Source organism: Octadecabacter ascidiaceicola (genome assembly GCF_900185015.1).
Lineage (GTDB): Bacteria > Pseudomonadota > Alphaproteobacteria > Rhodobacterales > Rhodobacteraceae > Octadecabacter > Octadecabacter ascidiaceicola.
On sequence record NZ_FXYD01000002.1, the window covers coordinates 544,100 to 566,403 of the forward strand.

Sequence of the window (22,304 nt, forward strand, 5' to 3'; positions counted from 1 at the left end):
CCTATACGAATTGTCGGAATGCGACATAAGAGGGGGATATCCGATGATAGTCGGCACACCAAAGGAACTGTTTGAGGGGGAGAACCGCGTTGCGATGACGCCGGCGTCTGCGCTCGAACTGCAAAAATTAGGACACTCATGTGTGATCGAAACCAAAGCAGGTGCTGCCGCGGGTTTCTCGGACAAAGATTATAAAGACGCAGGCGTTGAGGTTGTTAAAACCGCCGCTGCGTTGTGGAAAGCGGCAGACATTGTCGCCAAGGTACGCGTACCGGATGACGGCGAGATGAAGCGCCTATCTGCGGACCAAACGCTTATTTCCTTCTTCAGCCCCGTCGCGGATGAGGCCAAGATGAAATCTGCGGCCCGTAAGGGTGCCACAGTCGTCGCAATGGAAATGATCCCACGTATCAGCCGCGCCCAGAAAATGGATGCACTGTCATCCATGGCGAACATCGCGGGTTACCGTGCGGTTATTGAGGCCGGTAACAACTTCCCACGTTTCTTCACCGGTCAGATCACAGCGGCGGGTAAGGTTCCGCCAGCGAAGGTTCTGGTTGTCGGGGCAGGGGTCGCTGGACTTGCCGCTATCGGAACATCCACATCCCTTGGCGCGATCACCTATGCGTTCGACGTGCGCCCAGAAGTGGCTGAACAAGTTGAATCCATGGGCGCGGAATTCGTGTTCCTCGACTTTGAAGAAGAACAGGCCGACGGCGCGTCCTCTGGCGGGTATGCGTCCGTTTCCTCGCCTGAATTTGCAGCGGCCCAGCTCGCCAAGTTCCGCGAAATTGCGCCGGACATGGACATCGTTATTACTACAGCGTTGATCCCGAACCGCGAAGCGCCTGAGCTTTGGACCGAGGACATGGTGAAATCCATGAAGCCTGGTTCTGTGATTGTTGACTTGGCGGCGGAAAAGGGCGGCAACTGTAAACTGACCGTTAAGGACGAGAAGATCGTCACCGACAACGGCGTGACTATCATCGGTTACACCGACTTCCCATCCCGTATGGCGGCGCAGTCTTCAACGCTTTACGCGACAAACATTCGTCATCTGATGACTGACCTGACCCCTGAAAAGGACGGTGTGGTTAATCATGACATGGAAGACGACGTCATCCGCGGCGCGACAGTGGCTTACGGCAAGGAAGTGACCTTCCCGCCGCCACCACCAAAGGTCCAAGCGATTGCAGCACAGCCAAAAGCGGCCGCGGTTGAGCTGACCCCAGAAGAAAAACGCGCTGTAGAAACCGCAGCGTTCAAAGCGCAGACAAAGCAGCAGGTTACCCTGCTGGGTATCGGTGCAGCGGTAATCCTGCTTGCGGGCCTTTGGGCGCCAGCATCTTTCATGCAGCACTTTATCGTTTTTGTTCTGTCGATCTTCATCGGCTTCCAAGTCATTTGGGGCGTGGCACACAGCCTGCACACCCCGCTGATGGCCGTAACAAACGCGATCTCCTCGATCATCATTTTGGGCGCACTCATGCAGATCGGGTCGGGGTCCTTCCTAGTCGTTCTGCTTGCGGGTCTCGCGGTCTTTATGACGGGCATCAACATCTTTGGCGGGTTCCTCGTCACACGGCGCATGCTTGCCATGTTCCAGAAATCTTAAGGGGGACTGACCAATGGAATTCGGTTTCACAACAGCAGCTTACGTAGTTGCAGCAGTTCTTTTCATCCTGTCACTGGGCGGTCTTTCCGGCCAAGAAAGCGCGAAACGCGCGGTGTGGTACGGTATCGTTGGTATGGCCTTGGCCGTGGCAGCGACACTGGTCGGACCAGGTAGCGGTTTCTGGTTTCTGTCGCTTCTGTTAATCGCAGGTGGTGGTGCCATCGGGTATCAGCTGGCCACTAAGGTTCAGATGACACAAATGCCCGAACTGGTTGCAGCGATGCACTCGCTCGTTGGTCTTGCGGCGGTGTTTGTTGGCTTTATCGCGCACTTTGAAATGGGCCGCGTTGCTGGCCTTGTCGCAGAGGGTGCGGACCTGAAAGAGCTCGGCACATTCGCGGCGCTGATTGCCAAGAAGACGACGATTGAGCTGAACATCCTGCGTGTTGAATTGTTCCTCGGCATCTTCATCGGTGCGATCACATTCACCGGTTCTGTCATTGCCTACGGCAAGCTGGCTGGCAAAGTGGACTCTGCGGCGAAAAAGCTGCCGGGTGGTCACATGCTGAATATCGCAGCGGCTGTTATCTCTGCGATCACGCTGGTCTGGTACTTCAACTCTGGCGGCTTCTTCCCGCTGTTCATCATGACGCTGGCGGCACTGTTTATCGGCTACCACCTGATCATGGGCATCGGCGGTGCGGATATGCCTGTCGTGGTTTCCATGCTGAACAGCTACTCTGGCTGGGCCGCAGCGGCGATTGGTTTCTCCCTCGGGAACGACCTGTTGATCGTGGTTGGTGCGCTGGTGGGCTCCTCCGGTGCGATCCTGTCCTACATCATGTGTAAGGCGATGAACCGTTCGTTTGTGTCCGTGATCTTGGGTGGCTTCGGCGGCCCAGCTGGTGAACAGATGGCCGTTGAAGGTGAGCAAATCGCCATCGACGTGGACGGTGTTGCGACAGCTTTGGAAGAAGCTGACAGCATCATCATCATCCCGGGCTACGGTATGGCCGTGGCGCAAGCTCAGCAGAACGTCGCTGAACTGACACGCCGCCTGCGCGCTGCGGGTAAGAACGTACGCTTTGCGATCCACCCTGTTGCAGGTCGTTTGCCGGGTCACATGAACGTTCTGCTAGCAGAAGCCAAAGTGCCCTATGACATCGTGATGGAAATGGACGAGATTAACGAGGACTTCCCTGAAACGGACGTCGCTATCGTGATCGGCTCCAATGATATCGTGAACCCAGCTGCACAGGATGATCCAAACTCGCCAATCGCGGGTATGCCGGTTCTGGAATGCTGGAAAGCCAAGCAGGTGTTCGTGTCCAAGCGTGGCCAAGGTACTGGTTACTCCGGTATCGAAAACCCGCTGTTCTTCAAAGAGAACACACGCATGTTCTATGGTGACGCGAAGGCATCCTTGGATGCGTTACTGGGTAAGATCACCTAAGCAAATGTAAAAAAGTTGTTTGACGGCCGCCATAGGAAACTTTGGCGGCCGTTTTTGTAAAGACAAAGTTTAGCGCAAGTTAAGAAACTATGAATTTCCCGAAACAACCTTTAGGGGCGGTTCGGTACCTGCTAAGTAACCCAAAAGGCGAGCGTGTTAGATTGGTTAGGTGATTCACGATGTGTACTAAGTCCGTAAGAGTATTTCTTGTTTGTTTTGCAGTAGCCGGTTTGACCGCATGTGGCACCGAAGAAGGTTTCCAACAAGTAAGGTGGAACGCTGCTGAAGAATCGAACGATCAAATCGCCCGATTGCGCGATCTATCAATTACAACCGAACGAAACATGCCAACAACTGGATCGGCTTCCTATGCCGGTCACGCAGTTATGAGAATGGACCGTTCTCCATTCACTGAGTTTGACAATATCGCGATCGTCGCGGACGCGTCCATGACCGCTGAATTTAGCGGTACCGGCACATTCACCGGTTCGATTACCAATTTCGAAGCGGTCACGAGCGCGGGAACTGATACTCAAACGCTTGTTCCAGCCTCTGGCGAAATTCTCATCGGACAGGATGAAAGCTTGATCGGAACTGGTACGTTAAATAACGCACTTGCCGCAGATTATGCTGGAGGTTTCACCGTTGATGGCACGAGTTACACAGTTGATGGTGTGATCATCGGCCAGTTCATTGGCAACCGAACAAGCGATCCAACACCGGCAGGGATTACTAAGGGGGTCGTCGGGGGGAACACTACGTTATCAACGCAATATGCGGTAACGGATACTGGGGCGCTCACTGCGTTCGAGCTAACCGTATTTGGTGAAACAGTTCGTTAAACAGTACGCCACTGGCCTTGGCCGATGCCGTCCAGCGTCCAAGCCCCAACAGACCAGCGCACGAGGCGCAGGCACGGAAAGCCGACATGGGCGCACATGCGGCGCACTTGGCGGTTGCGGCCTTCGGTGATTTGAACTTCGATCCACGTGTCGGGAACGGACTTGCGGAACCGAACGGGCGGGTCACGCAGCCATAGGTCAGGCGGGTCGATCAGGCGCACTTTGGCGGGCAGGGTGGGGCCGTCTTTTAGTGAAACGGACGCGCGCAATGGGGCAAGGTCAGCATCAGTTGGCGCACCCTCAACCTGTACCAAATATGTCTTGGGTGTCTTGAACTTCGGGCTAGAGAGTTTGGCCTGAAGTTTGCCGTCATCCGTGAGCACCAACAGACCTTCACTATCGCGATCCAACCGCCCCGCAGCGTAAACACCTTTGGGCAGATCAAAACCCGACAGCGTCGGGCGCTCGGTCGGGGACTTGGCGTCTGTGAACTGCGACAACACGCCGAAAGGTTTATTGAAAAGGATGGTGGCCATGTGGCGTTGGTAACTTGCAAGACGGGCGGCTGCAATTTCAAAGCCCTTTTTCCTTGATTGGTTTCAACGGCTTCTGATTGCACGACGCATTGTCTGCATGGCTTAGCTGGGGCGAAAACGAGTGTGAAAAAACGGTTGTATACCATTGTGTTCCGCTAACCTTTTGAGATTGCGTTATTTTTTAGCTTTACAGGCGAGGGTGGTCCGCTAGTTTCTGCGCAAGTTAACAAGGATACAGCAATGAGTTCGATCAAAGACCACCCGCTGCGCTATGCAATGGCGAACGAGTTGCACGCCCGCCCGTTTCCCGCGCTGGCTGCGCCGTGCCATGCGGCCTACCTCGCGATTAAGCCCGCGCAAGACGCCGCCGGACGAGATCGTTCTGCGGATATGGCGCACCTTAAGGCTTTGTTGGATCACTACGCCGCGCCCCATCCGGAAGAGGGCGCTACCCATTACTTCGGCCAGATCGGACGTCATATTCTGAAATGGGAAAGCCATACGGAATTCGTGACCTATACGATTTTCGAAGAAGGGGTGCGCGATACCCCGTTCGATTTCGCGGCATTTGCAATGTTTCCAGAAAGCTGGCTTGCGTCAGCACCGGGAACGCGGGTGACCTCTGCGTTGATTAGGGTCGAACAACAGACAGGTGATGCAGGGATCACAAAGAAACTCGCGGATTGGTTTGTACCAGAAAGCGTTGCTGTCAGCCGTGTGCTGGATGACGATGCTGTCATTGCTGGGGATTTCAGAATTGATGCAGCGGGGCACATAAGGATTGCGGTTTTCGCGCGGCCAGAAACCGGAGAGCGTAGAGTTGGGCGGGTCATTCAGCGGCTCTGTGAAATCGAAACTTATAAAGCGATGTCGATGCTGGGGTTTTCGCGGTCCCGCGATCTAAGCCGCGACATGGGCACGATTGATGGGCGCTTGTCTGCGTTGACAGAGGCGCTGTCAGGACCGTTAGAGAGCACGGAAGACACGCTTGATGCGTTGTTGCAGATATCTGGCGAGCTGGAGGCTCTGTCTGCGCGCTCAACGTTTAGGTTTGGCGCGACACAAGCCTATGAGACCATTGTGAACCAGCGCATTGAAGTGCTGCGCGAGGAGCGGTTTTTGGGGCGGCAAACCTTTGGCGAATTCATGATGCGCCGCTTTGATCCCGCGATGCGCACCGTTGCCAGCACCAAAGCGCGTCTGGATGCGATGGGACGTCGTGCGATCCGTGCGTCCGATTTGTTGCGAACGAGGGTTGATGTGGAACGTTCTGCTGAGAACAAGGCGCTGTTGCAAAGCATGGATCGGCGGGCAGATATCCAGTTGCGTTTGCAAGAGACGGTTGAAGGCCTGTCGATTGTGGCGATCAGTTATTACGCGGTGAATTTGGCCGCGAATATTGCCGCGCCGTTCGCCTATGATCTTGGACTTGGTGAGAAGACGTTAAAAGCGGTTTTAACGCCATTGGTGATCCTAGGCGTCTGGATGATGGTGCGCCGTATTCGTAAGGCGTTGCATTAAGTTGGTTTCGAATGAGCTGCGCTCATCCGACCGAGGGTGGCTAGCCCCCCGTCCTGCGGACTCCCTTCGGGGCATTTGGGTAACAGAGACAGGATTAGAGGCCGCGGATGCGGGGGTCTAATGCGTCGCGTAGACCGTCGCCCATGTAGTTAACGCTGAGCACGGTGAGGCTGATTGCGAGACCGGGCCACATGACGCGCTGGGGGTGTTGCTGCATGAAGTCAGTCGCATCAAATAGCAGGCGGCCCCATGTTGGGAAATCCGGTGGGAAGCCGAGGCCGAGAAAGCTGAGGGCTGACTCAGTAATGATGGCAGTCGCGATGCCAAGGGTGGCGGAGACCATGATGGGTGACATTACGTTTGGCAGGACATGGCGCAAGATCATTTTGCCGGGGCGAGTGCCGATGGAGCGCGCCGCGAGGACGAACTCGCGTTCCTTCAGGGCCAATACATCACCTCGCACGATGCGGGCAGTGGGCATCCATGAGGTAATGCCGATGGCGATTACGATCAGAATGAAGATGCCGGTTTCAGGACCAAAAGACGCCGAAAGTGGTTGGCGGAATAGCATCACCATGACCAGCAGCAATGGCAGCAAGGGCAGGGCGAGGAATAGGTCGGTTACGCGCATCAACAGCCCGTCGATACGTTTGAAGTAGCCCGCAAGGACCCCAACCAGCGTGCCAAGGAACAGCGCGAGCCCCATTGCCGTGAGTCCCACGGAGATGGAGGTTTGTCCGCCCGCCATCATCCGCGCCAGCATATCGCGGCCTAATTGGTCAGTGCCAAAGGGATGTGCCCATGTGGACCCTTGGTTGCGGGCGCGCACGTCGATGTAGGTTGGATCAATGCTCCAGATCCACGGGCCCACGTAGACGGCGAGCACGATGAAGATGAAGAAACACGCGCCCATGACCGCACCCTTGTGGGTTTTGAACTGGTCCCAGACGTCCCACCATTGGTTGCGGGCCACTGCATCGTCGCGCGTGTCTATGGATGTATCAGTCATAGCGGATCCTCGGATCTAGAATTCCGTAAAGGATGTCAGCGATCAGGTTAAAGAACACGATCAGGATGGCGAAGATAAAGGTGAGCGTCTGCACCATGGGCACGTCACTGGCTTGGATCGAGACGATTAGAAGTTGGCCAATACCGTTCACCTTGAAGATTTGCTCGGTGATGATCGCACCGCCAAAAATCGCAGGGATGCCAAGGGCAATTACCGTCACAACGGGGATCATCGAATTGCGCAGCACGTGTTTCAGGACAACGACGCTTTCGGTCATGCCTTTGGCGCGGGCAGTGCGCACGTAATCTTGATTGAGGTTGTCGAGCATGGAGGCGCGCATAAACCGGCTGATCTGCGCTGTGGTTTGCAGGGCCAACACCATCACAGGCAGAACCATCTGGCGAACTTGCTTGCCAAAGGCCTCCCAGCTGTCGATCACGAGGGTGGTGTCATAGATCGACGGGAACCACCAAAAACTGTCGTTTGGCATCATCACAGTGAATAGGATGATCATCAGAACGCCGGAAAAGAACGGCGGGATGGAAAAGCCGATCATAGAGACAAACGTACCGGCTTGGTCGAACACGGAATACTGTTTGTAGGCCGAGATGATGCCGATGGGCAGGGCGATCAGCACGCCGACCACATAGGCGAGGCCAACGACCATAAGCGTCTGAGGCAGACGTTCGAGGATGGTGTCCATTACGGGCGCGCGGGTCTGCCATGAGATCAGGCGGGCTTCGTCCGGTGCGGATACCCAGTCAACGGATTGCGACAGGTAGTAGACCGGCTCGCTCCAGACCATTTGTTTCAGCCAGAGGAGGTAGCGGATGTGGACGGGTTCACCGAGGCCCAAGGACTGGCGGATTTGCTCACGCACTTCTGGCGGGATCGTCAAAGGCAGCTGCGCCGTTGGGTCGCCCGGTGCCATGTCCAGCAACAGGAAGATGATCAACGAGATGAAGATCAACGTCGGGATCGCAGTCAGCAAACGCCGGATTGTGTAAGTCAGCATTCGGTATCTCCGATGCGGGACGAGGTTTTGATGCAGTCTTGTTCATCGCCAGCCGACATAGGATGCGGGTTTGGAAATTCGGTGAAAGCGAAGGCAGGCTGCATGAAAATCGGGTCCATAGTTGGTAGGAAAAGGGTGGGCATGTCTGCCCACCCCGTTGTTGAGCAATCGAAATTACTCGGTGCGGTACCATTCAGCGATGTTCCACAGCTCAGAATCCCAATCGGACATTTTAACACCACCGAGTGTGTTGGCATGCGCAGACGGATTGCCGCGGTGAACGAGTGGGATGATGGAGTAGGAGGCCATCAACATGTCGTTCATCTGCTTGACGATTTCAGCGCGGGCGTCGATGCCGGCAGTAGATGCCAACTCATCGATCAGAGCGTCATATGCAGGATCACAGAAACGCTGCATGTTGGACCCCTGCCACTGGGATTCAGGGCTTGGCCATTCTTTACACGCCCAGTTCGCCATGTAGGCTTCTGGGTCAACACCTGCGAAGTTGTTGGTGTACATTTCAACGTCCGCAAAGAATTTTTGGAAGGTGTCAGGCGAAGCTGGGTCACCACCAAAGAAGACGGATGCGTCGATATTGCGAAGCTCAGCTTGGATGCCGATTTCGGACCACCACTGCTTGACCAGCGCTTGTGTATCCTGACGCACGGCGTTCGTGGATGTCTGGTAAGACACGATAAGTGGTGTGCCTTCAAACTCGCGAATACCATCGCCATCGCTGTCTACGATACCAGCTTCATCAAGTAGTGCATTCGCGCCGGCAACGTCTTGTGTCAGGCAGGCGTCGTTTGCAGTGGATGCGTAAACCGCAGGGCCAGGCAATACATTACAGGTTGGTTGGCCGCCAGCGCCGTATCCGATTTCAACAAGCAAGCCACGGTCGATCGCCATGGACATCGCTTGGCCGATTGTACGGTTGGTCAGGAACGGGTGCGCGCCGCCTTCAGCAGTTGCGCGAAGATCGCCCAGATCAGCAGACGGGTTTGTCTGGTTCAGGTGCAGGCGCTCAACGGAAGTCGCGAACGCGGCGACAACAGTGCCAAGGCCCGCGGATTCCATGTCGGAGAGTACTGTTGGGTCGATCTGCAGGTTCCACGCGTAATCAAATTCGCCTGTTTCCAGAACGGAACGTGCCGCTGCAGCTGCATCGCCGCCGCCTTTGAACAGCACTGTTTCAAATGCTGGCTGGCCGTCTACGCGGAAGTTTTCATTGGCTGAGAACTGAACCACATCGTTGGCTTTGAAGTCTGTCACAACAAAGGGGCCGGTCCCGATTGGGCCAAAGTTTGCGTCAACACATGTTGGCGCAGCTGCACCCATACAGTCCGCGAACTGTGCCGCTTGGATGATTGGGGATTCAGCACCAACAAGGGCCGTATATGGGAACGGCTTTGGTGCATCGAACGTGATCTTGATGGTTTGGTCATCAACAGCTTCAACGGATTCAACGCCGTCAAAGTAGGATGCCTGCGCACAACCGCCGCCTTCAGCAGTACAGTACTGCCATGTGAAGACTGCGTCGTTTGCTGTCAAAGGTGTGCCATCGGACCACATAACGCCGTCTTTCAGCGTCCATGTGATGGATGTCAGATCTTCGGAAACACCACCGTTTTCAACAGTTGGAATTTCAGCAGCAAGCCAAGGCAACAATTCACCTGTGTCAGAGAAACGGCCGAGGGATTCCAGCACCAAGGATGCGGATTCAACTTCTTTCGTGCCGCCCGATAGATACGGGTTTAACGTGGATGGCGCTTGCCAATAGATGATGTTGAGCTGGCCATCGCGGCCGCGCTCAACTTCGTGGCCGTCAGCAAGTGCCGCCGTGCCACAGGCTACCAGTGCGGTAGCGCCCATTAGGGCTGATAGTTTTTTCATGAACTCTCTCCTGGTTGGTTTTTCGTATTGGTATTGCTCAGGCTCTGGCGGTCTGATGCCTCGGATGCTGCCGTTTGTTCGGCACTCGTTGTCACGTCGTTATAGTGGTGGCAGGCAACAAAACGGCCTGGCAGCACCTCTCGGTATTCGGGGTCGATCTGCTTGCAAATGTCCATCACCGCGGGGCAACGGGTGCAAAAGTTGCAACCCTTTGGCGGGTTGGACGGGGAGGGGACATCACCGGTCAGGATGGTGCGCTCCATTTTGTCGTGCAATTCGGGGTCGGGTTCTGGCACCGCTGACAGCAACGCCTTTGTGTAGGGGTGCAGCGGTTCGGCGTATAGTTCCTCGCGTGGGGCGAGTTCGACGATCTTGCCAAGGTACATCACCGCCACGCGTGTCGCGATATGGCGCACCATGGAAAGATCGTGACTGATGAACAAATAGGTCAGCCCGAACTCTTTTTGCAGATCCTCAAGCAGGTTCACGACCTGCGCTTGGATTGACACATCAAGCGCCGCGATCGGTTCATCGCAGACAATAAACTTCGGGTTCAACGCCAGTGCGCGGGCAATGCCGATACGCTGCCGTTGACCGCCGGAAAAGGCGTGCGGATAGCGGCCTGAAAACTTCCGGTTCAGGCCCACCTGATCCATCAGCGCCAAAACCTTTTCGCGCTTTTCTTCCTTAGACAGGGACGTGTGCTCATCCAGCGGTTCTTGAATGATCGCTTGTACAGTCATGCGTGGGTTTAGCGACGCTTGCGGGTCCTGAAACACCATCTGCATCGTTGGGCGTTTGCCGCGCAGATCCTTTTGCGCAACATCCCCGATGCTGTCGCCGTCCACGACAATGGATCCATCTGTAATGTCATAAAGGCGCAGAACGGCACGGCCACAGGTGGACTTGCCACAGCCGGACTCCCCAACCAGCCCCAATGTCTCACCCTCGAAGATATCGAAGGAAACACCATCGACGGCTTTCACGTCACCCGTGTGGCGGCGGAACAACCCAGTATGGATCGGAAAGTGCATTTTGAGGTTATTCACCTCAACCAGCTTGGTCGCGGATTTGGTGTCATCAAACATCGCGCGGCTCTCCTGTTCGGGCGTCATAGAAACACGCGGCGTCGTGGTTGTTGCCGACATCATAGCGCGACGGGTTTTCGTGCGCGCAACGGTCCAGCGCCACATCGCAGCGGTCGCGGAATGGGCAAGCTGTGGGGGACGCCCCAAGAATGGGCGGCTGGCCTTCGATGATTTCAAGCCGCTCTTCGCGGCCACCAGAAACGCGTGGCACAGTTTTCAATAGTGCTCGCGTATAGGGGTGCTGAGGGTTCTTGAACAATTCACGTGTTGGTGCTTGCTCAACAATCTGCCCACCGTACATCACCACAACGCGGTCCGCGATTCCTGCCACAACGCCCAGATCATGGGTGATCCAGATCACGGCCATTCCAAGTCGTTCTTGCAGGTCTTTCATCAGCTCCAGAATTTGCGCTTGGATCGTTACATCAAGGGCGGTTGTCGGCTCATCCGCGATCAACACCTTTGGATCACAAGCAAGCGCAATCGCGATCATGACGCGCTGGCGCATGCCGCCGGAAAACTGGTGCGGGTAATCTTTCAGGCGCTGGTCCGCGTCTGGAATGCCGACCAATTCGAGCAATTCTTTTGCACGAACGGCGGCCTGCTTCTTGGTCATCCCCATGTGCTTGCGCAGGGGCTCCATGATTTGCATGCCGACATTGTAGACAGGGTTGAGGGACGTCATCGGGTCCTGAAACACGAACCCGATCTTGCCGCCGCGTGTGGTGCGTAACGTCTCTGCATCTACCTTTAGAAGGTCTTGCCCATCGAAGGTCACGGTTCCACCACGTACGTCTGCAGGGGGACTTGGCAGCAGTCCCAAGAGCGACATCATGGTAACAGATTTGCCCGATCCACTCTCTCCGACAACGCCCAAAAGCTCACCGGATTTAAGGTCAAAGCTCACGTCGTTGACGGCGTGGACTTCGCCACCGCGGATTTTGAATACAGTCTTTAGTCCTTGAACATCAAGAACTGTCAGCGCCCCATCGGGCATAGGCGACCTCCCTGTAAAAGTGGTCTAAGTTTTTGTTTTTATTGCCGATAAGTTGGTATTTGAGTCTTAGGAACCCCGGCGATTGGGATGACGTTAGCGGAAAAAAGACATCCCGCAACCCCTGATAGCATTTTACCGTATGGTAAATTTTTTGCGCAGGGCGTCCTAATGTACTTGACCAAGTGGTGCGCGCGTTTCACGCTCACCACTGAAATGCGCGGCCCAAATTGAAGGCCCGCCGGGGGCAATATGACGACAACACTGGACACCAGATCTTTGATGGAACGCTTGATTGCGTTCCCCACTGTCAGCCGCGACAGCAACCTTGATCTGATCGATTTCGTTGAAAGCTATTTGGCTGATCACGGAATAAATTCAACGCGGATTCCTGATAAAACTGGCGAAAAGGCTGCGCTTTACGCCCATGTCGGGCCGCAGGTTGAAGGCGCGATTGTTTTGTCCGGTCACACCGACGTTGTGCCGGTTGACGGGCAAGCATGGGACACCGACCCGTTCGAGGTGATCGAAAGCGGCAACAAGCTTTATGGGCGCGGAACTTGCGACATGAAGGGGTTCGATGCGCTGTCAATCTGGGCCTTGGTTGAGGCAAAGAAACGTGGCGTCACACGGCCGCTGCAGCTCGCGCTGAGCTATGACGAAGAAGTGGGCTGCACCGGAGCACCACCCATGATTGATGCAATGGTTGCCAGCGGGATGCCGCGGGCATCCGCCGCCATCATTGGTGAGCCGTCGATGATGAAAGTGGTCACGGGTCACAAAGGGGGAATCGGGTTTGACGTTCATATGCGCGGCTTCGAGGTCCACTCGTCACTGATCCATACCGGCGTTAATGCGATCATGTTTGGATCCAAGCTGATTGATTGGTGCAATGAGATGAACGCGGCCAATGCCGCCAAAGCACCGCTCGAAATCGATGAAGGGTTCGTGCCGCCCTACACAACGCTTCATGTCGGCATGGTTACGGGCGGCACCGCCCACAACATTACTGCTAAGGACTGTAATTTCGTTCTGACCTTCCGCAACGTTCCGGGCGAACCCGGTGAATTGTGGGTGAAGGCGTTCGAGGAAAAAGTCGCCGAGATCGACGCTGAGATGAAAGCGATTCACCCTGACACCGGTATCGACTACACGCGCAAATTCGATGTGCCCGGATTGAAGCCCGAAGTGGAAGGCGAAGCCGAAGAGATCGTGCGCAACCTGACGGGCGACAATGCCGTCAACGTCGTAAGCTACGGCACAGAAGCGGGCCAGTTCCAAGAGCGAGGTTATAGCGCCGTGATCTGCGGCCCCGGCGACATCGCGCAGGCCCACCAGCCAAACGAGTTCATCACGATTGAGCAATTCAAGGCAGGCGAGGCGTTCATGGAACGCTTGCTCGACAGCCTTGGTTGAGTTCCCGATCTCCGATGCTACGCCGATAGAACACGGCGGAGCGCTTCCCGAAAGCGTTGATGTCGTCATCATCGGTGGTGGGATCGTAGGGGTATCTGCCGCGATCTATCTGAACAGGTTAGGGCAACGCGTTGTTTTGCTTGAGAAGGGGCGCATCGCGGGCGAACAATCCAGCCGCAATTGGGGCTGGATTCGCCAACAAGGGCGCGACCCGGACGAGCTGCCTATCATGGTTGAAGCACGCCGCCTGTGGCAGGAGTTATCTGCGCAAACGGGCGATACGATAGGTCTGGTCCAAGGTGGAATTACCTATATGGCCAAGGATCAGGTCGAATATGAAAAGTTCGCGTCTTGGATGCCCCATGCCAAAGCGAATGGCGTTGATAGCCGAATGCTCAGTCGGGCTGAGCTCGCTAACCTTTTACCCGAAGCGCGTAGCGATTGGGCAGGGGGTATCTATACCGCAAGTGATATGCGGGCTGAGCCTTGGGTCGCTGTTCCAACGCTTGCACGACTGGCTGTGTCTGAAGGTGTGACGATTATTGAAGGCTGCGCGGCACGTGGAGTCGAGACATCAGCGGGGCAGATCACCGCGGTTGTGAGCGAACAGGGAACCGTTAGGACGCCACAGGTTGTTATCGCTGGGGGCGCATGGTCTTCGCTGTTTTTACGAAATGCAGGCGTGAACATCCCCCAACTGTCCGTACGCGCTAGCGTCGTGGCCGTGGATGGAGCGCCAATGACCTATCAAGGAGGCGGCGCGGACTCCCAAATTGCCTTCCGAACCCGCGCAGACGGGGGGTTCACATTAGCCGCCGGTGAATTCCATGAGTTCTTCCTCGGACCGGATGCATTCAGGGCGTTTGGCAAATACCTAACCCAGATCAAAAGCGACCCTTTCGGGACGCGCTACTATCCAGCAGCCCCCAAAGGGTATCCAGATGCGTGGCGAACCCCGCGGCGCTGGGCATTGGACGAACAGTCCCCGTTTGAACGGATGCGTGTATTGAATCCCAAACCAAATGCCGCAAAGTGCAAAGCTCTGGTCAGTGGGTTTTCAGCACAGTTTCCTAAACTGGGCCCAATCAAAGTCAAAGCGGCGTGGGCGGGTATGATCGACTCTATGCCGGACCTTGTCCCGGTGGTCGACCGCGTTGAGGACATCAGCGGGCTGACGATCGCAACGGGGATGAGCGGGCACGGGTTTGGAATTGGCCCTGCCATCGGATACATGTTGGCAGATACGATGACAGGGAAAACGGCGGCCTACGATCTGAACCGTTTCCGGTTGTCTCGGTTTTCGGATGGATCAAAGATGGTGCTGGGGCCAGCAATCTAGATGCGACAGTGCGTTTGCAGACCTCGCGAGTGAGTATTTAAGAGCCAAAGAAACGAATACGGCACCTTGCTGACAGGCAGGGCGCAGACCAAGTATATGAAATTCAATTGGAGAGAAACGATGCCAGTTAAGAACCGATTTGCCGAACTGCTACCCGAAATCACCGAGTGGCGCCGCGATTTGCACGAAAACCCTGAAATCTTGTTTGAGACCCACCGCACCAGCGCGATTGTGGCTGAGAAGTTAGAAGCGTTTGGGTGTGATGAGATCGTAACGGGGATTGGCCGCACGGGCGTTGTGGCGGTTATCAAAGGGAAATCTGACACGTCGGGCAAGGTTATCGGTCTGCGTGCGGATATGGATGCGCTGCCGATCCATGAGCAGACCGGCCTTGAGTATGCGTCCAAAACCGACGGCGCGATGCATGCCTGTGGCCATGACGGGCACACGGCGATGTTGCTTGGGGCGGCGAAATATCTGTCTGAGACCCGCAACTTTGACGGAACGGTCGTGGTCATTTTCCAACCCGCTGAAGAAGGCGGCGGTGGCGGCAAAGAGATGTGTGATGACGGCATGATGGAGCGTTTCGGCATTCAAGAAGTTTACGGCATGCACAATTGGCCCGGCAAACCTGTGGGGTCATTCGCGATCCGCCCAGGTGCGTTTTTCGCTGCGACCGATACGTTTGAAATCACGTTCGAAGGTATTGGCGGGCATGCGGCCAAGCCGAATGAAACCGTTGATACACTGGTCATGGCGTCCCAAACGGTGATGACGTTGCAGACGATAGCCAGCCGCAATGCCGACCCCGTCGATCAGATTGTTGTGTCCGTGACATCGATTGAATCGTCTTCAAAGGCGTTCAATGTGATCCCGCAGCGCGTCACGATCCGCGGGACAGTGCGCACGCTCAGCAAAGATATGCGCGCATTGGCAGAAAAGCGGGTGACCGAGATTTGCAATGGCACAGCGGCGACGTTTGGGGGCAGTGCGGATGTGAACTATATCCTCGGCTACCCCGTTATGGTGAATTCCGAAGACCAGACTGCCTTTGCCGCTGAGGTTGCCGCGTCAATCTCTGGTGATTGCGCAGACGCGCCCTTGGTTATGGGCGGGGAAGACTTTGCGTTTATGCTCGAGGAACGTCCAGGCGCGTATATCCTCGTTGGCAACGGCGACACCGCGATGGTTCACCACCCTGAGTACAACTTCAACGATGATGCGATCCCAGCGGGCTGCAGCTGGTGGGCTGAGATCGTGGAACAGCGGATGCCTGCGGGCTAGGTGCTTTGACGCAGGGGCCGCGTGAAGGACGCGGTGCCTGCCAGCCCGAATATGATCCAAAACGGGGTCATGATGGGATGAAAGAAGAGCGCGCTAAAGGCTTCGATCCCAACCCAAGTCGCCCCAAAGTCAAACTGGAATTCAAACGCGAGACCCGTCGCGCCTAGAAAGCCACCGATCGTCCAAGCGAGCATGATGGCAGCCAGATGATATGTCGGCGGGAGCGCGGCGCAAGCGACGAATGCAAGCAAGAACACCACGATTGGGGCCGTGATGGTGTAGATGAAGAATGTTCCGTATGTAACTGGTAGCGAAGGATAAAGTGGCATCCTTCCGTCGTTTAAGTAGTCCAAAACAACTCCAAACGACCACATGCCGTGTAACGCCGTTAGCAACCAACACCAAAGTGCTGTGATAAATGCGAGCAGTGCTGCGTGGCGCAATCGCGGCAGAACGTTAGCCACCAGTGTGGCTCATGTGGCGGGAAACTTGACCGTCAACAGTTTGGCGCGAGTAGTCGAAATCATGCCCCTTGGGTTTTAGCCCAATTGCTGCGCGAATGGCGGCTTCGAGGTGCGCATCATCATCGCTGGCCCGCAGTGGCGCGCGCAGGTCAGAATGCCCTTCTTGGCCTAAGCAGGTATAGATTTCACCGGTGCAGGTGATGCGCACGCGGTTGCAGCTTTCGCAGAAGTTATGGCTCATCGGGGTGATGAGACCGATTTTCTGACCTGTTTCCTCAAGGCGGATATAGCGGGCGGGGCCGCCGGTGGTTTCCGCCAAGTCACTGACAGTAAAGCGTTCTTCAAGACGGGCGCGCAGGTCTTTGAGGGACCAGTATTGCGTGATGCGGTCCTCATTGCCGATGTCGCCCATTGGCATGACTTCGATGAAGGTCAGGTCGATGTCGCGTTCGGCGCACCACGCCTGCATCGTGAACAGTTCGGACTCGTTAAAGTCAGCGAGCGCCACAGCGTTGATCTTGATGCGCAATCCAGCACGCTGTGCTGCGTCAATCCCGCGCATGACTTGGGGTAGGCGGCCCCAGCGGGTGATTTTGGCGAACTTGTCATCATCCAGCGTATCCAATGAGACGTTGATGCGGCGCACGCCAGCGGCGTATAAATCATCCGCATATTTCTCAAGCTGGGAGCCGTTGGTGGTTAACGTCAGCTCTTTCAACGCGCCGCTATCAAGGTGGCGGCTCATCGCGTCAAAGAACGTCATGATGCCACGTCGAACCAATGGCTCACCACCAGTTATTCTAAGCTTTTCAACTCCTAAGCGAATGAAGTTCGTGCACATTCTGTCGAGCTCCTCGAGGGTCAAGAGGTCTTTTTTCGGCAGAAAAGTCATGTTTTCGGACATGCAGTATACGCAGCGAAAATCGCAGCGGTCTGTCACCGAAACCCGAAGGTAGGTGATGGCACGTTGAAAGGGGTCAATAAGGCGCTGTTCCATGCAGTGAACGTAGGCATGCGCAATAGGGCGCGCAAGGGAATTACGCGACCAATTCCCCCTCGACAGCGACGAAGGCCAACCGTAGGTTTGCTAGCATGAAATACGTTATTACGATTGCTGCCCTTGCTGGGCTGACGGCCTGTGCTGAGGGCTCTTTTCTTGGTGGGATGCAAAGCACGGATCCGGCTGTTGTTGTACCAGTTGCGGTTGTGGTTGAGGGGCCTGATTTGTCACCGTCCCGCGGGGAGGCCTTCGCGCCACCGATACGCCCGACCATCGACACCACACAAACGCGGCCCGATTTACCGCCGCCACCGCCGCCAAATGCCCGCACCGTTGAGCAATTTGATACAACAACCGCCGAAGATCGCGCCGCAGCTGTTGCGCCCCCCGCTGGCGGTGAGCGTAGGCTAGGGACAGCAATCGCAAGCCTAGGCAGCCCGACCGATCCTGGTATTTGGTTCAAAACCCCACTGGTTAGCGAGGTCACGCAAGGCCGCGTTGAATACAACGGGAAATCCGTCAACGTCGAACTGCGCCCATCAGGTGGCGCGCAGGGGTCTGGAAGTCAGATTTCACTGGCCGCGATGCGCCTGATTGAAGCGCCGCTAACCGGGCTTCCCGAAGTCACCGTCTATGCCAACTAGGGGTATTTGATGGGGTGGCGTTCAACCTATGATGTTTCGCGCCAAGTCATTGATGACCTTGGGGAAAAAAACGCCAGTTTAATTGCGGCGGGCGTCGCATTTTACGGGCTGTTCGCGATTTTTCCAGGCATCGCGGCAACGATTTCTTTGTTCGGTTTGTTTGCTGACCCCTTTGTTGTCGAAGCGCAGCTGGAGTTGATGCAAGGGCTAATGCCGACCGGCGTTTTCAAACTTTTTGAGACGCAAGTTGACCGGCTTTTGGGGGCGAGGACGACCACGCTTGGGGTGACGACGCTGATCTCAATTGGATTGGCGCTCTGGTCTGCAAGAACAGGGGTCGCTGCCCTAATTCGCGGGTTGAATGCAATCTTTGAACGCCCAAACCGAGGCAGCATTCGCCATGTGTTGGTGGCGTTGCTGTTGACCCTGTGCTTAGTCGGGATCGCGATTATCGCCCTGTTAATGCTGGTGGTTGCGCCTATTGCTTTGGCGGTCATCCCATTCGAAACGGATACAGGGTTGTGGCTTGAGGTTATCCGCTGGACGGTTGCAATCTCAGTTCTCTTTGTGGGTCTTGGTGTCTTGTACCGCTACGGCCCTAATCGCAGGTTCGCCCGCCTTTCGTGGATCACGCCTGGTGCGTTTATAGTCGTGGCGGTTTGGCTTGGCGTATCTGCCATGTTCACAGTTTATGTCGCAAATTTCGGGACTTATAACGAAGTTTATGGTTCGCTCGGCGCGGTCATTGCTTTGTTGTTTTGGTTCTACCTAAGCGCATACCTAATCCTCGCGGGGGGTGCGATTAACGTTGCCTTGGATCGCCGTAAGCCATTGTGAAACAAAGTGAAATATTTGAATTGTGGCATGATTGAGACGGGTCTAAATTCCCCCTAGAAATTGTGGGTAAATCAACATATGGTATCCGCAATGATAAAAGCGGCGTAAAAAATGCCGTGACAATGAGGCGGAGTGAGTACCATGTCAGCGATTAATTTCGTTGTTCGCGATGTTGCGGGCAATATTTCCAGAGGAACTGTAGCCGGAGAGGGCGTTCCGTCATCTCTTATTGTTGGGGCGGGGGCGGATGTTTCGCTTAACCTCACGCAGGGCCAAATCATTTCTTATACCCGTCAGGGTCAGGCGCTAGAGGTCACATTGGTTGATGGGCGTGTGATTGTGATTGAGGGATATTTCACATCTGAAGGTGTTTCTGAGAACCAGTTGTTCTTGTCTTCCGATGGATACCTTACGGAAGTCGACCTGACGCAAGGCGCGGGTGCTGACTATTTTGCGAATTACTTGCAAAGCGATAGTGCTGGTAAATTTGCAGTAAATGACGATCTTTACTTCATGCGCGGCGCAGATGTTATGCTTGCTGACGCTTACGTGCCTGCCGACGACGAAGTTGGTATGTTGGGTGCGATGGCTCCGTTGTTTGGCTGGGGTGGCGCGGCCGCAGCGGCTGGCGCGGCGGCAATCGTTACAACTGGCGGCGGTGGGGGTGGCGGCGGTGGTGGTGGTTCAACTGCACCAGAAGTCGCAGTGACAACTGGAACGGATGAGGGTAACAACCATATCGTAAACGAGAAAGATCACGCGGACGGCGTTGATATTGGCGGCACGGGTACGCCTGGCGCGACGGTCGGCGTGACAATTGGTAATGTGACCGAAACAACAACCGTTGGTGACGATGGTTCTTGGGGGGTTACATTCGGCCCTTCTGATGTTGAAACGGGCGAATATTCAACTGTCGTCGATGTTACAGTCACAAACGAGGGTGGCTCCACATCTGTAACGCACACGCTTGTCGTGGATACAATTATCGGTGCTGATCTGTCGGCAACGGGTGGTGTTGATGGCGTGATCAACGCAACTGAGTTCGGTGGCGGCGTGACGCTGACGGGCACCGTAACTGGTGGTGACACGGTTGTTATCACTATCGACGGTACGGAATACGCGGCTGAAGTATCGGGTTCTACTTGGACTTTGGCGACTGGCGCGGCGATTACCGCTGGCGATTATCACACACATGACATTATCGTCACGGCGACAGACGCGGCGGGCAACTCATCAAGCACAACTGGCACTGTGATCGTTGATACAGTGACAGCGGCAACAATCAGCACTTCTGGTGTTGGTGGTTCTGATGGCGTTGTATTCTCTGGCGAGCATTCAAGCGGTGCGTCTTTGACAGGTACAGCTGAGCCGGGTTCTACGGTTGTTGTTACGCTTTCTGATGGAACGCAAACATACGCAACACACACGTTCACTGCCGGTGCGAGCGGTACGTGGTCACACACGTTCCCGGCGAGCGAATTGCCGACAGGTGAAATGACGTTGATCGCGGCTGTTGAGGCAACAGACGCTGCTGGCAACATTTCGCGCGACGAAGGCACGATCGAAATCGACACGTTCGTTAACGAACTTGAGATGACAACAAACACAGCTGGCGGCGACGACGGTGTGGTCAACTTCAATGAATCCGGACAAGCCATCACGATGTCAGGTACGGTTGAGGTTGGATCAACAGTTAGCGTGAACCTGCACGGTGTAATCATGGAAGCAACGGTTGATGCATCCACGGGTGCGTGGACCGTAACGTACCCTGGTGGCACGCTGCCGGGCGGGGATTACCCAACAACTGTTGTTGTAACTGCGACAGATGCGGCTGGAAACTCATCTTCGCTGACAGAAGCGGTCCATGTGGATACGGTCGTTGGTGATCTGGCGCTGTCTACTCAGCCGATCGAGTTTGACGATGTGGTGAACTATGACGAAGCAAGCGACGGCGTGATCATCAATGGCACGGCGACACCGGGTTTGGTTGTCACAGTTGGCTTTGGCGACGCTACGATGGACGTTCTAGCCCAGCCGAATGGCACATGGTCCGCGAACTTCCCCGCCAGCCAAGTTCCAGCTGACACGGCGTCTGCGCAAATCACGGCCTCCATCACGGATGCAGCTGGCAACTACAAAGAAGTTAGCGACACAGTTGAAATCGACACAGTTGTGAACCCGTTCAACTTCTCTGCAGGTCAGATCGAAGGCAACGACATCATTAACCACGCCGAAGCTGAAAACGGCGGCGTAACGTTTGATGGCCAAGTCGAGGCATTCTCATCGGTGGTTGTTGAATTCAACGGCTATTCCCAAACCGTAAACGCAAACGGTGCTGGCCAATGGAGCGCGACATTCTCTGAAGCGCAGATTGGTGTCGATGAATACACGGCCGTTGTGAAAGCAACTGCGACTGACCCGCATGGCAACGTTTCCGCGCCGATCACCCGCACTGTTGAGGTCGACACACTCGTGACGCACCTGACAACTGCCGATCCGGTTGAAGGTGACAACGTTGTAAACTTCGCTGAAGCTTCTGACGGTGTGACGCTGACAGGTACAGTTGAAGCCGGTTCTACGGTCATGATCACCTATGACTACGACGGCGGCCAGATCGTTCGCGAAGCCGCAGTTGACAGCGCAGGCAACTGGTCCATCACTTACGCGGGCTCTGAAATCCCGCAGGGTGAATACGACGTAGACATCACCATTGATGCGACAGACGCCAACGGCAACACGCTCAGCATCAACGACGAGTTCCGCGTTGATACAGTGGACCCGGAGGCACCAGGTATCGAAAGCGTTGTTGTAACACCGCAGGGTGTAACGGCGGTTTCCATTGAGGCGACTGACGCCGACGTGACGATCAACGAAGTCACGGCAGGCCATCAGACCAACCAGTTGGCTGATCAGGATGACGGAATTTCACTTGGCGCAGCAGGGGACTACTACGGCTTTGACGCACCGCTTCCAAACGGTTCACACCTTGTCGTCAACGAGCTGGATGATGCTGGAAACGCCAACGCAACCTTCGTTGTGCTGGAAGAAACCGCAACCAACTCGGTTGATCTGGGTGGTTTGGACGGCTTTGACATCGGCGCGATTGACCTCGGTTACGCACAGGATGCTGAACTCACGCTTGATCTTGCAACGCTTGAGGGGCTGTCGGATGTCGACAACAACCTCATCATCCACGGTAGCGATGCTGACAATGACAGCGTTACGATCCTTGGGGCGGCAGACAGCGGTCAATCCACGACCATCGATGGCAAGTCCTACGACATTTACACAATGGGAGACGACGCGCAGATCTTTATCGAAGACGGCGTAAACGTGACCATCTAAAAACCCACG

General features: G+C 55.5%; 19 protein-coding genes. 10 read left to right on the forward strand and 9 right to left on the reverse strand.

Features of this window, described 5'->3' with window-relative positions:
* Positions 1-43 precede the first annotated feature (43 nt).
* From OCA8868_RS08125 to OCA8868_RS08135, 3 genes are all read left to right on the forward strand, one after another.
* On the forward strand, positions 44-1,615 hold the full coding sequence (locus OCA8868_RS08125; protein ID WP_093996043.1) for a Re/Si-specific NAD(P)(+) transhydrogenase subunit alpha: 1,572 nt from the start codon (positions 44-46) through the stop codon (positions 1,613-1,615).
* 13 nt (positions 1,616-1,628) lie between these two features.
* Entirely contained in the window at positions 1,629-3,068 is a 1,440-nt protein-coding gene (locus OCA8868_RS08130; protein ID WP_093996044.1) for an NAD(P)(+) transhydrogenase (Re/Si-specific) subunit beta, read from the forward strand.
* A gap of 392 nt (positions 3,069-3,460) precedes the next feature.
* Complete coding sequence (locus OCA8868_RS08135) at positions 3,461-3,910, forward strand: hypothetical protein (protein ID WP_143849570.1); 450 nt, start codon at positions 3,461-3,463, stop codon at positions 3,908-3,910.
* Here the strand turns inward: OCA8868_RS08135 and OCA8868_RS08140 are convergent.
* Complete coding sequence (locus OCA8868_RS08140; RefSeq protein WP_093996046.1) at positions 3,907-4,446, reverse strand: pseudouridine synthase; 540 nt, start codon at positions 4,444-4,446, stop codon at positions 3,907-3,909. The two genes, OCA8868_RS08135 and OCA8868_RS08140, sit on opposite strands and share 4 nt — an antisense overlap.
* A 240-nt stretch (positions 4,447-4,686) precedes the next feature.
* Between OCA8868_RS08140 and OCA8868_RS08145 the strand changes: the two genes are divergently transcribed.
* Positions 4,687-5,967: a DUF3422 family protein gene (locus tag OCA8868_RS08145; RefSeq protein WP_093996047.1), complete on the forward strand. Its 1,281-nt coding sequence runs from the start codon at positions 4,687-4,689 to the stop codon at positions 5,965-5,967.
* Positions 5,968-6,061: 94 nt separating this feature from the next.
* On the opposite strand, the gene OCA8868_RS08150 is transcribed toward OCA8868_RS08145, so the two are convergent.
* From OCA8868_RS08150 to OCA8868_RS08170, 6 genes are read right to left on the reverse strand one after another with little or no spacing between them, the layout of a single operon-like run.
* Positions 6,062-6,976, reverse strand: a complete 915-nt coding sequence (locus OCA8868_RS08150; protein WP_093996048.1) for an ABC transporter permease — start codon at positions 6,974-6,976, stop codon at positions 6,062-6,064.
* On the reverse strand, positions 6,969-7,991 hold the full coding sequence (locus tag OCA8868_RS08155; protein ID WP_093996049.1) for an ABC transporter permease: 1,023 nt from the start codon (positions 7,989-7,991) through the stop codon (positions 6,969-6,971). The genes OCA8868_RS08150 and OCA8868_RS08155 overlap by 8 nt, the downstream gene beginning before the upstream one ends.
* Positions 7,985-8,134: a hypothetical protein gene (locus tag OCA8868_RS16655; RefSeq protein ID WP_179214812.1), complete on the reverse strand. Its 150-nt coding sequence runs from the start codon at positions 8,132-8,134 to the stop codon at positions 7,985-7,987. The genes OCA8868_RS08155 and OCA8868_RS16655 overlap by 7 nt, the downstream gene beginning before the upstream one ends.
* A 31-nt stretch (positions 8,135-8,165) precedes the next feature.
* Positions 8,166-9,884: a peptide ABC transporter substrate-binding protein gene (locus tag OCA8868_RS08160; protein ID WP_093996050.1), complete on the reverse strand. Its 1,719-nt coding sequence runs from the start codon at positions 9,882-9,884 to the stop codon at positions 8,166-8,168.
* Entirely contained in the window at positions 9,881-10,972 is a 1,092-nt protein-coding gene (locus OCA8868_RS08165; RefSeq protein ID WP_093996051.1) for an ABC transporter ATP-binding protein, read from the reverse strand. Before OCA8868_RS08165 ends, OCA8868_RS08160 begins: the two co-directional genes overlap by 4 nt.
* Positions 10,965-11,969 (reverse strand): ABC transporter ATP-binding protein, encoded by a 1,005-nt coding sequence (locus tag OCA8868_RS08170; RefSeq protein WP_093996052.1) that lies wholly within the window; start codon positions 11,967-11,969, stop codon positions 10,965-10,967. The genes OCA8868_RS08165 and OCA8868_RS08170 overlap by 8 nt, the downstream gene beginning before the upstream one ends.
* 249 nt (positions 11,970-12,218) lie before the next feature.
* On the opposite strand from OCA8868_RS08170, the gene argE reads away from it, so the two are divergent.
* From argE to OCA8868_RS08185, 3 genes are all read left to right on the forward strand, one after another.
* A complete protein-coding gene (gene argE / locus OCA8868_RS08175) occupies positions 12,219-13,382 on the forward strand; it encodes an acetylornithine deacetylase (protein ID WP_093996053.1) in 1,164 nt (387 codons plus the stop codon).
* Positions 13,375-14,721: an NAD(P)/FAD-dependent oxidoreductase gene (locus OCA8868_RS08180; protein ID WP_093996054.1), complete on the forward strand. Its 1,347-nt coding sequence runs from the start codon at positions 13,375-13,377 to the stop codon at positions 14,719-14,721. Before argE ends, OCA8868_RS08180 begins: the two co-directional genes overlap by 8 nt.
* Before the next feature lie 120 nt (positions 14,722-14,841).
* Positions 14,842-16,005, forward strand: coding sequence for a M20 aminoacylase family protein (locus OCA8868_RS08185; protein WP_093996055.1), 1,164 nt, complete (start codon positions 14,842-14,844; stop codon positions 16,003-16,005).
* Here the strand turns inward: OCA8868_RS08185 and OCA8868_RS08190 are convergent.
* Positions 16,002-16,469 carry a hypothetical protein gene (locus OCA8868_RS08190; protein WP_093996056.1) on the reverse strand — a complete coding sequence of 156 codons (468 nt, stop codon included), beginning with the start codon at positions 16,467-16,469 and terminating at the stop codon, positions 16,002-16,004. The genes OCA8868_RS08185 and OCA8868_RS08190 overlap by 4 nt on opposite strands.
* Positions 16,462-17,466, reverse strand: a complete 1,005-nt coding sequence (moaA, locus tag OCA8868_RS08195) for a GTP 3',8-cyclase MoaA (protein WP_093996057.1) — start codon at positions 17,464-17,466, stop codon at positions 16,462-16,464. Before moaA ends, OCA8868_RS08190 begins: the two co-directional genes overlap by 8 nt.
* A gap of 95 nt (positions 17,467-17,561) precedes the next feature.
* Between moaA and OCA8868_RS08200 the strand changes: the two genes are divergently transcribed.
* The 3 genes from OCA8868_RS08200 to OCA8868_RS08210 all read left to right on the forward strand — a co-directional run bounded on the left by OCA8868_RS08200 (position 17,562) and on the right by OCA8868_RS08210 (position 22,295).
* Entirely contained in the window at positions 17,562-18,113 is a 552-nt protein-coding gene (locus tag OCA8868_RS08200) for a hypothetical protein (protein ID WP_093996058.1), read from the forward strand.
* Positions 18,114-18,122: 9 nt separating this feature from the next.
* Entirely contained in the window at positions 18,123-18,950 is an 828-nt protein-coding gene (locus OCA8868_RS08205; RefSeq protein WP_093996059.1) for a YihY/virulence factor BrkB family protein, read from the forward strand.
* 141 nt (positions 18,951-19,091) lie between these two features.
* A complete protein-coding gene (locus OCA8868_RS08210; RefSeq protein WP_093996060.1) occupies positions 19,092-22,295 on the forward strand; it encodes an Ig-like domain-containing protein in 3,204 nt (1,067 codons plus the stop codon).
* Positions 22,296-22,304: the final 9 nt, after the last annotated feature.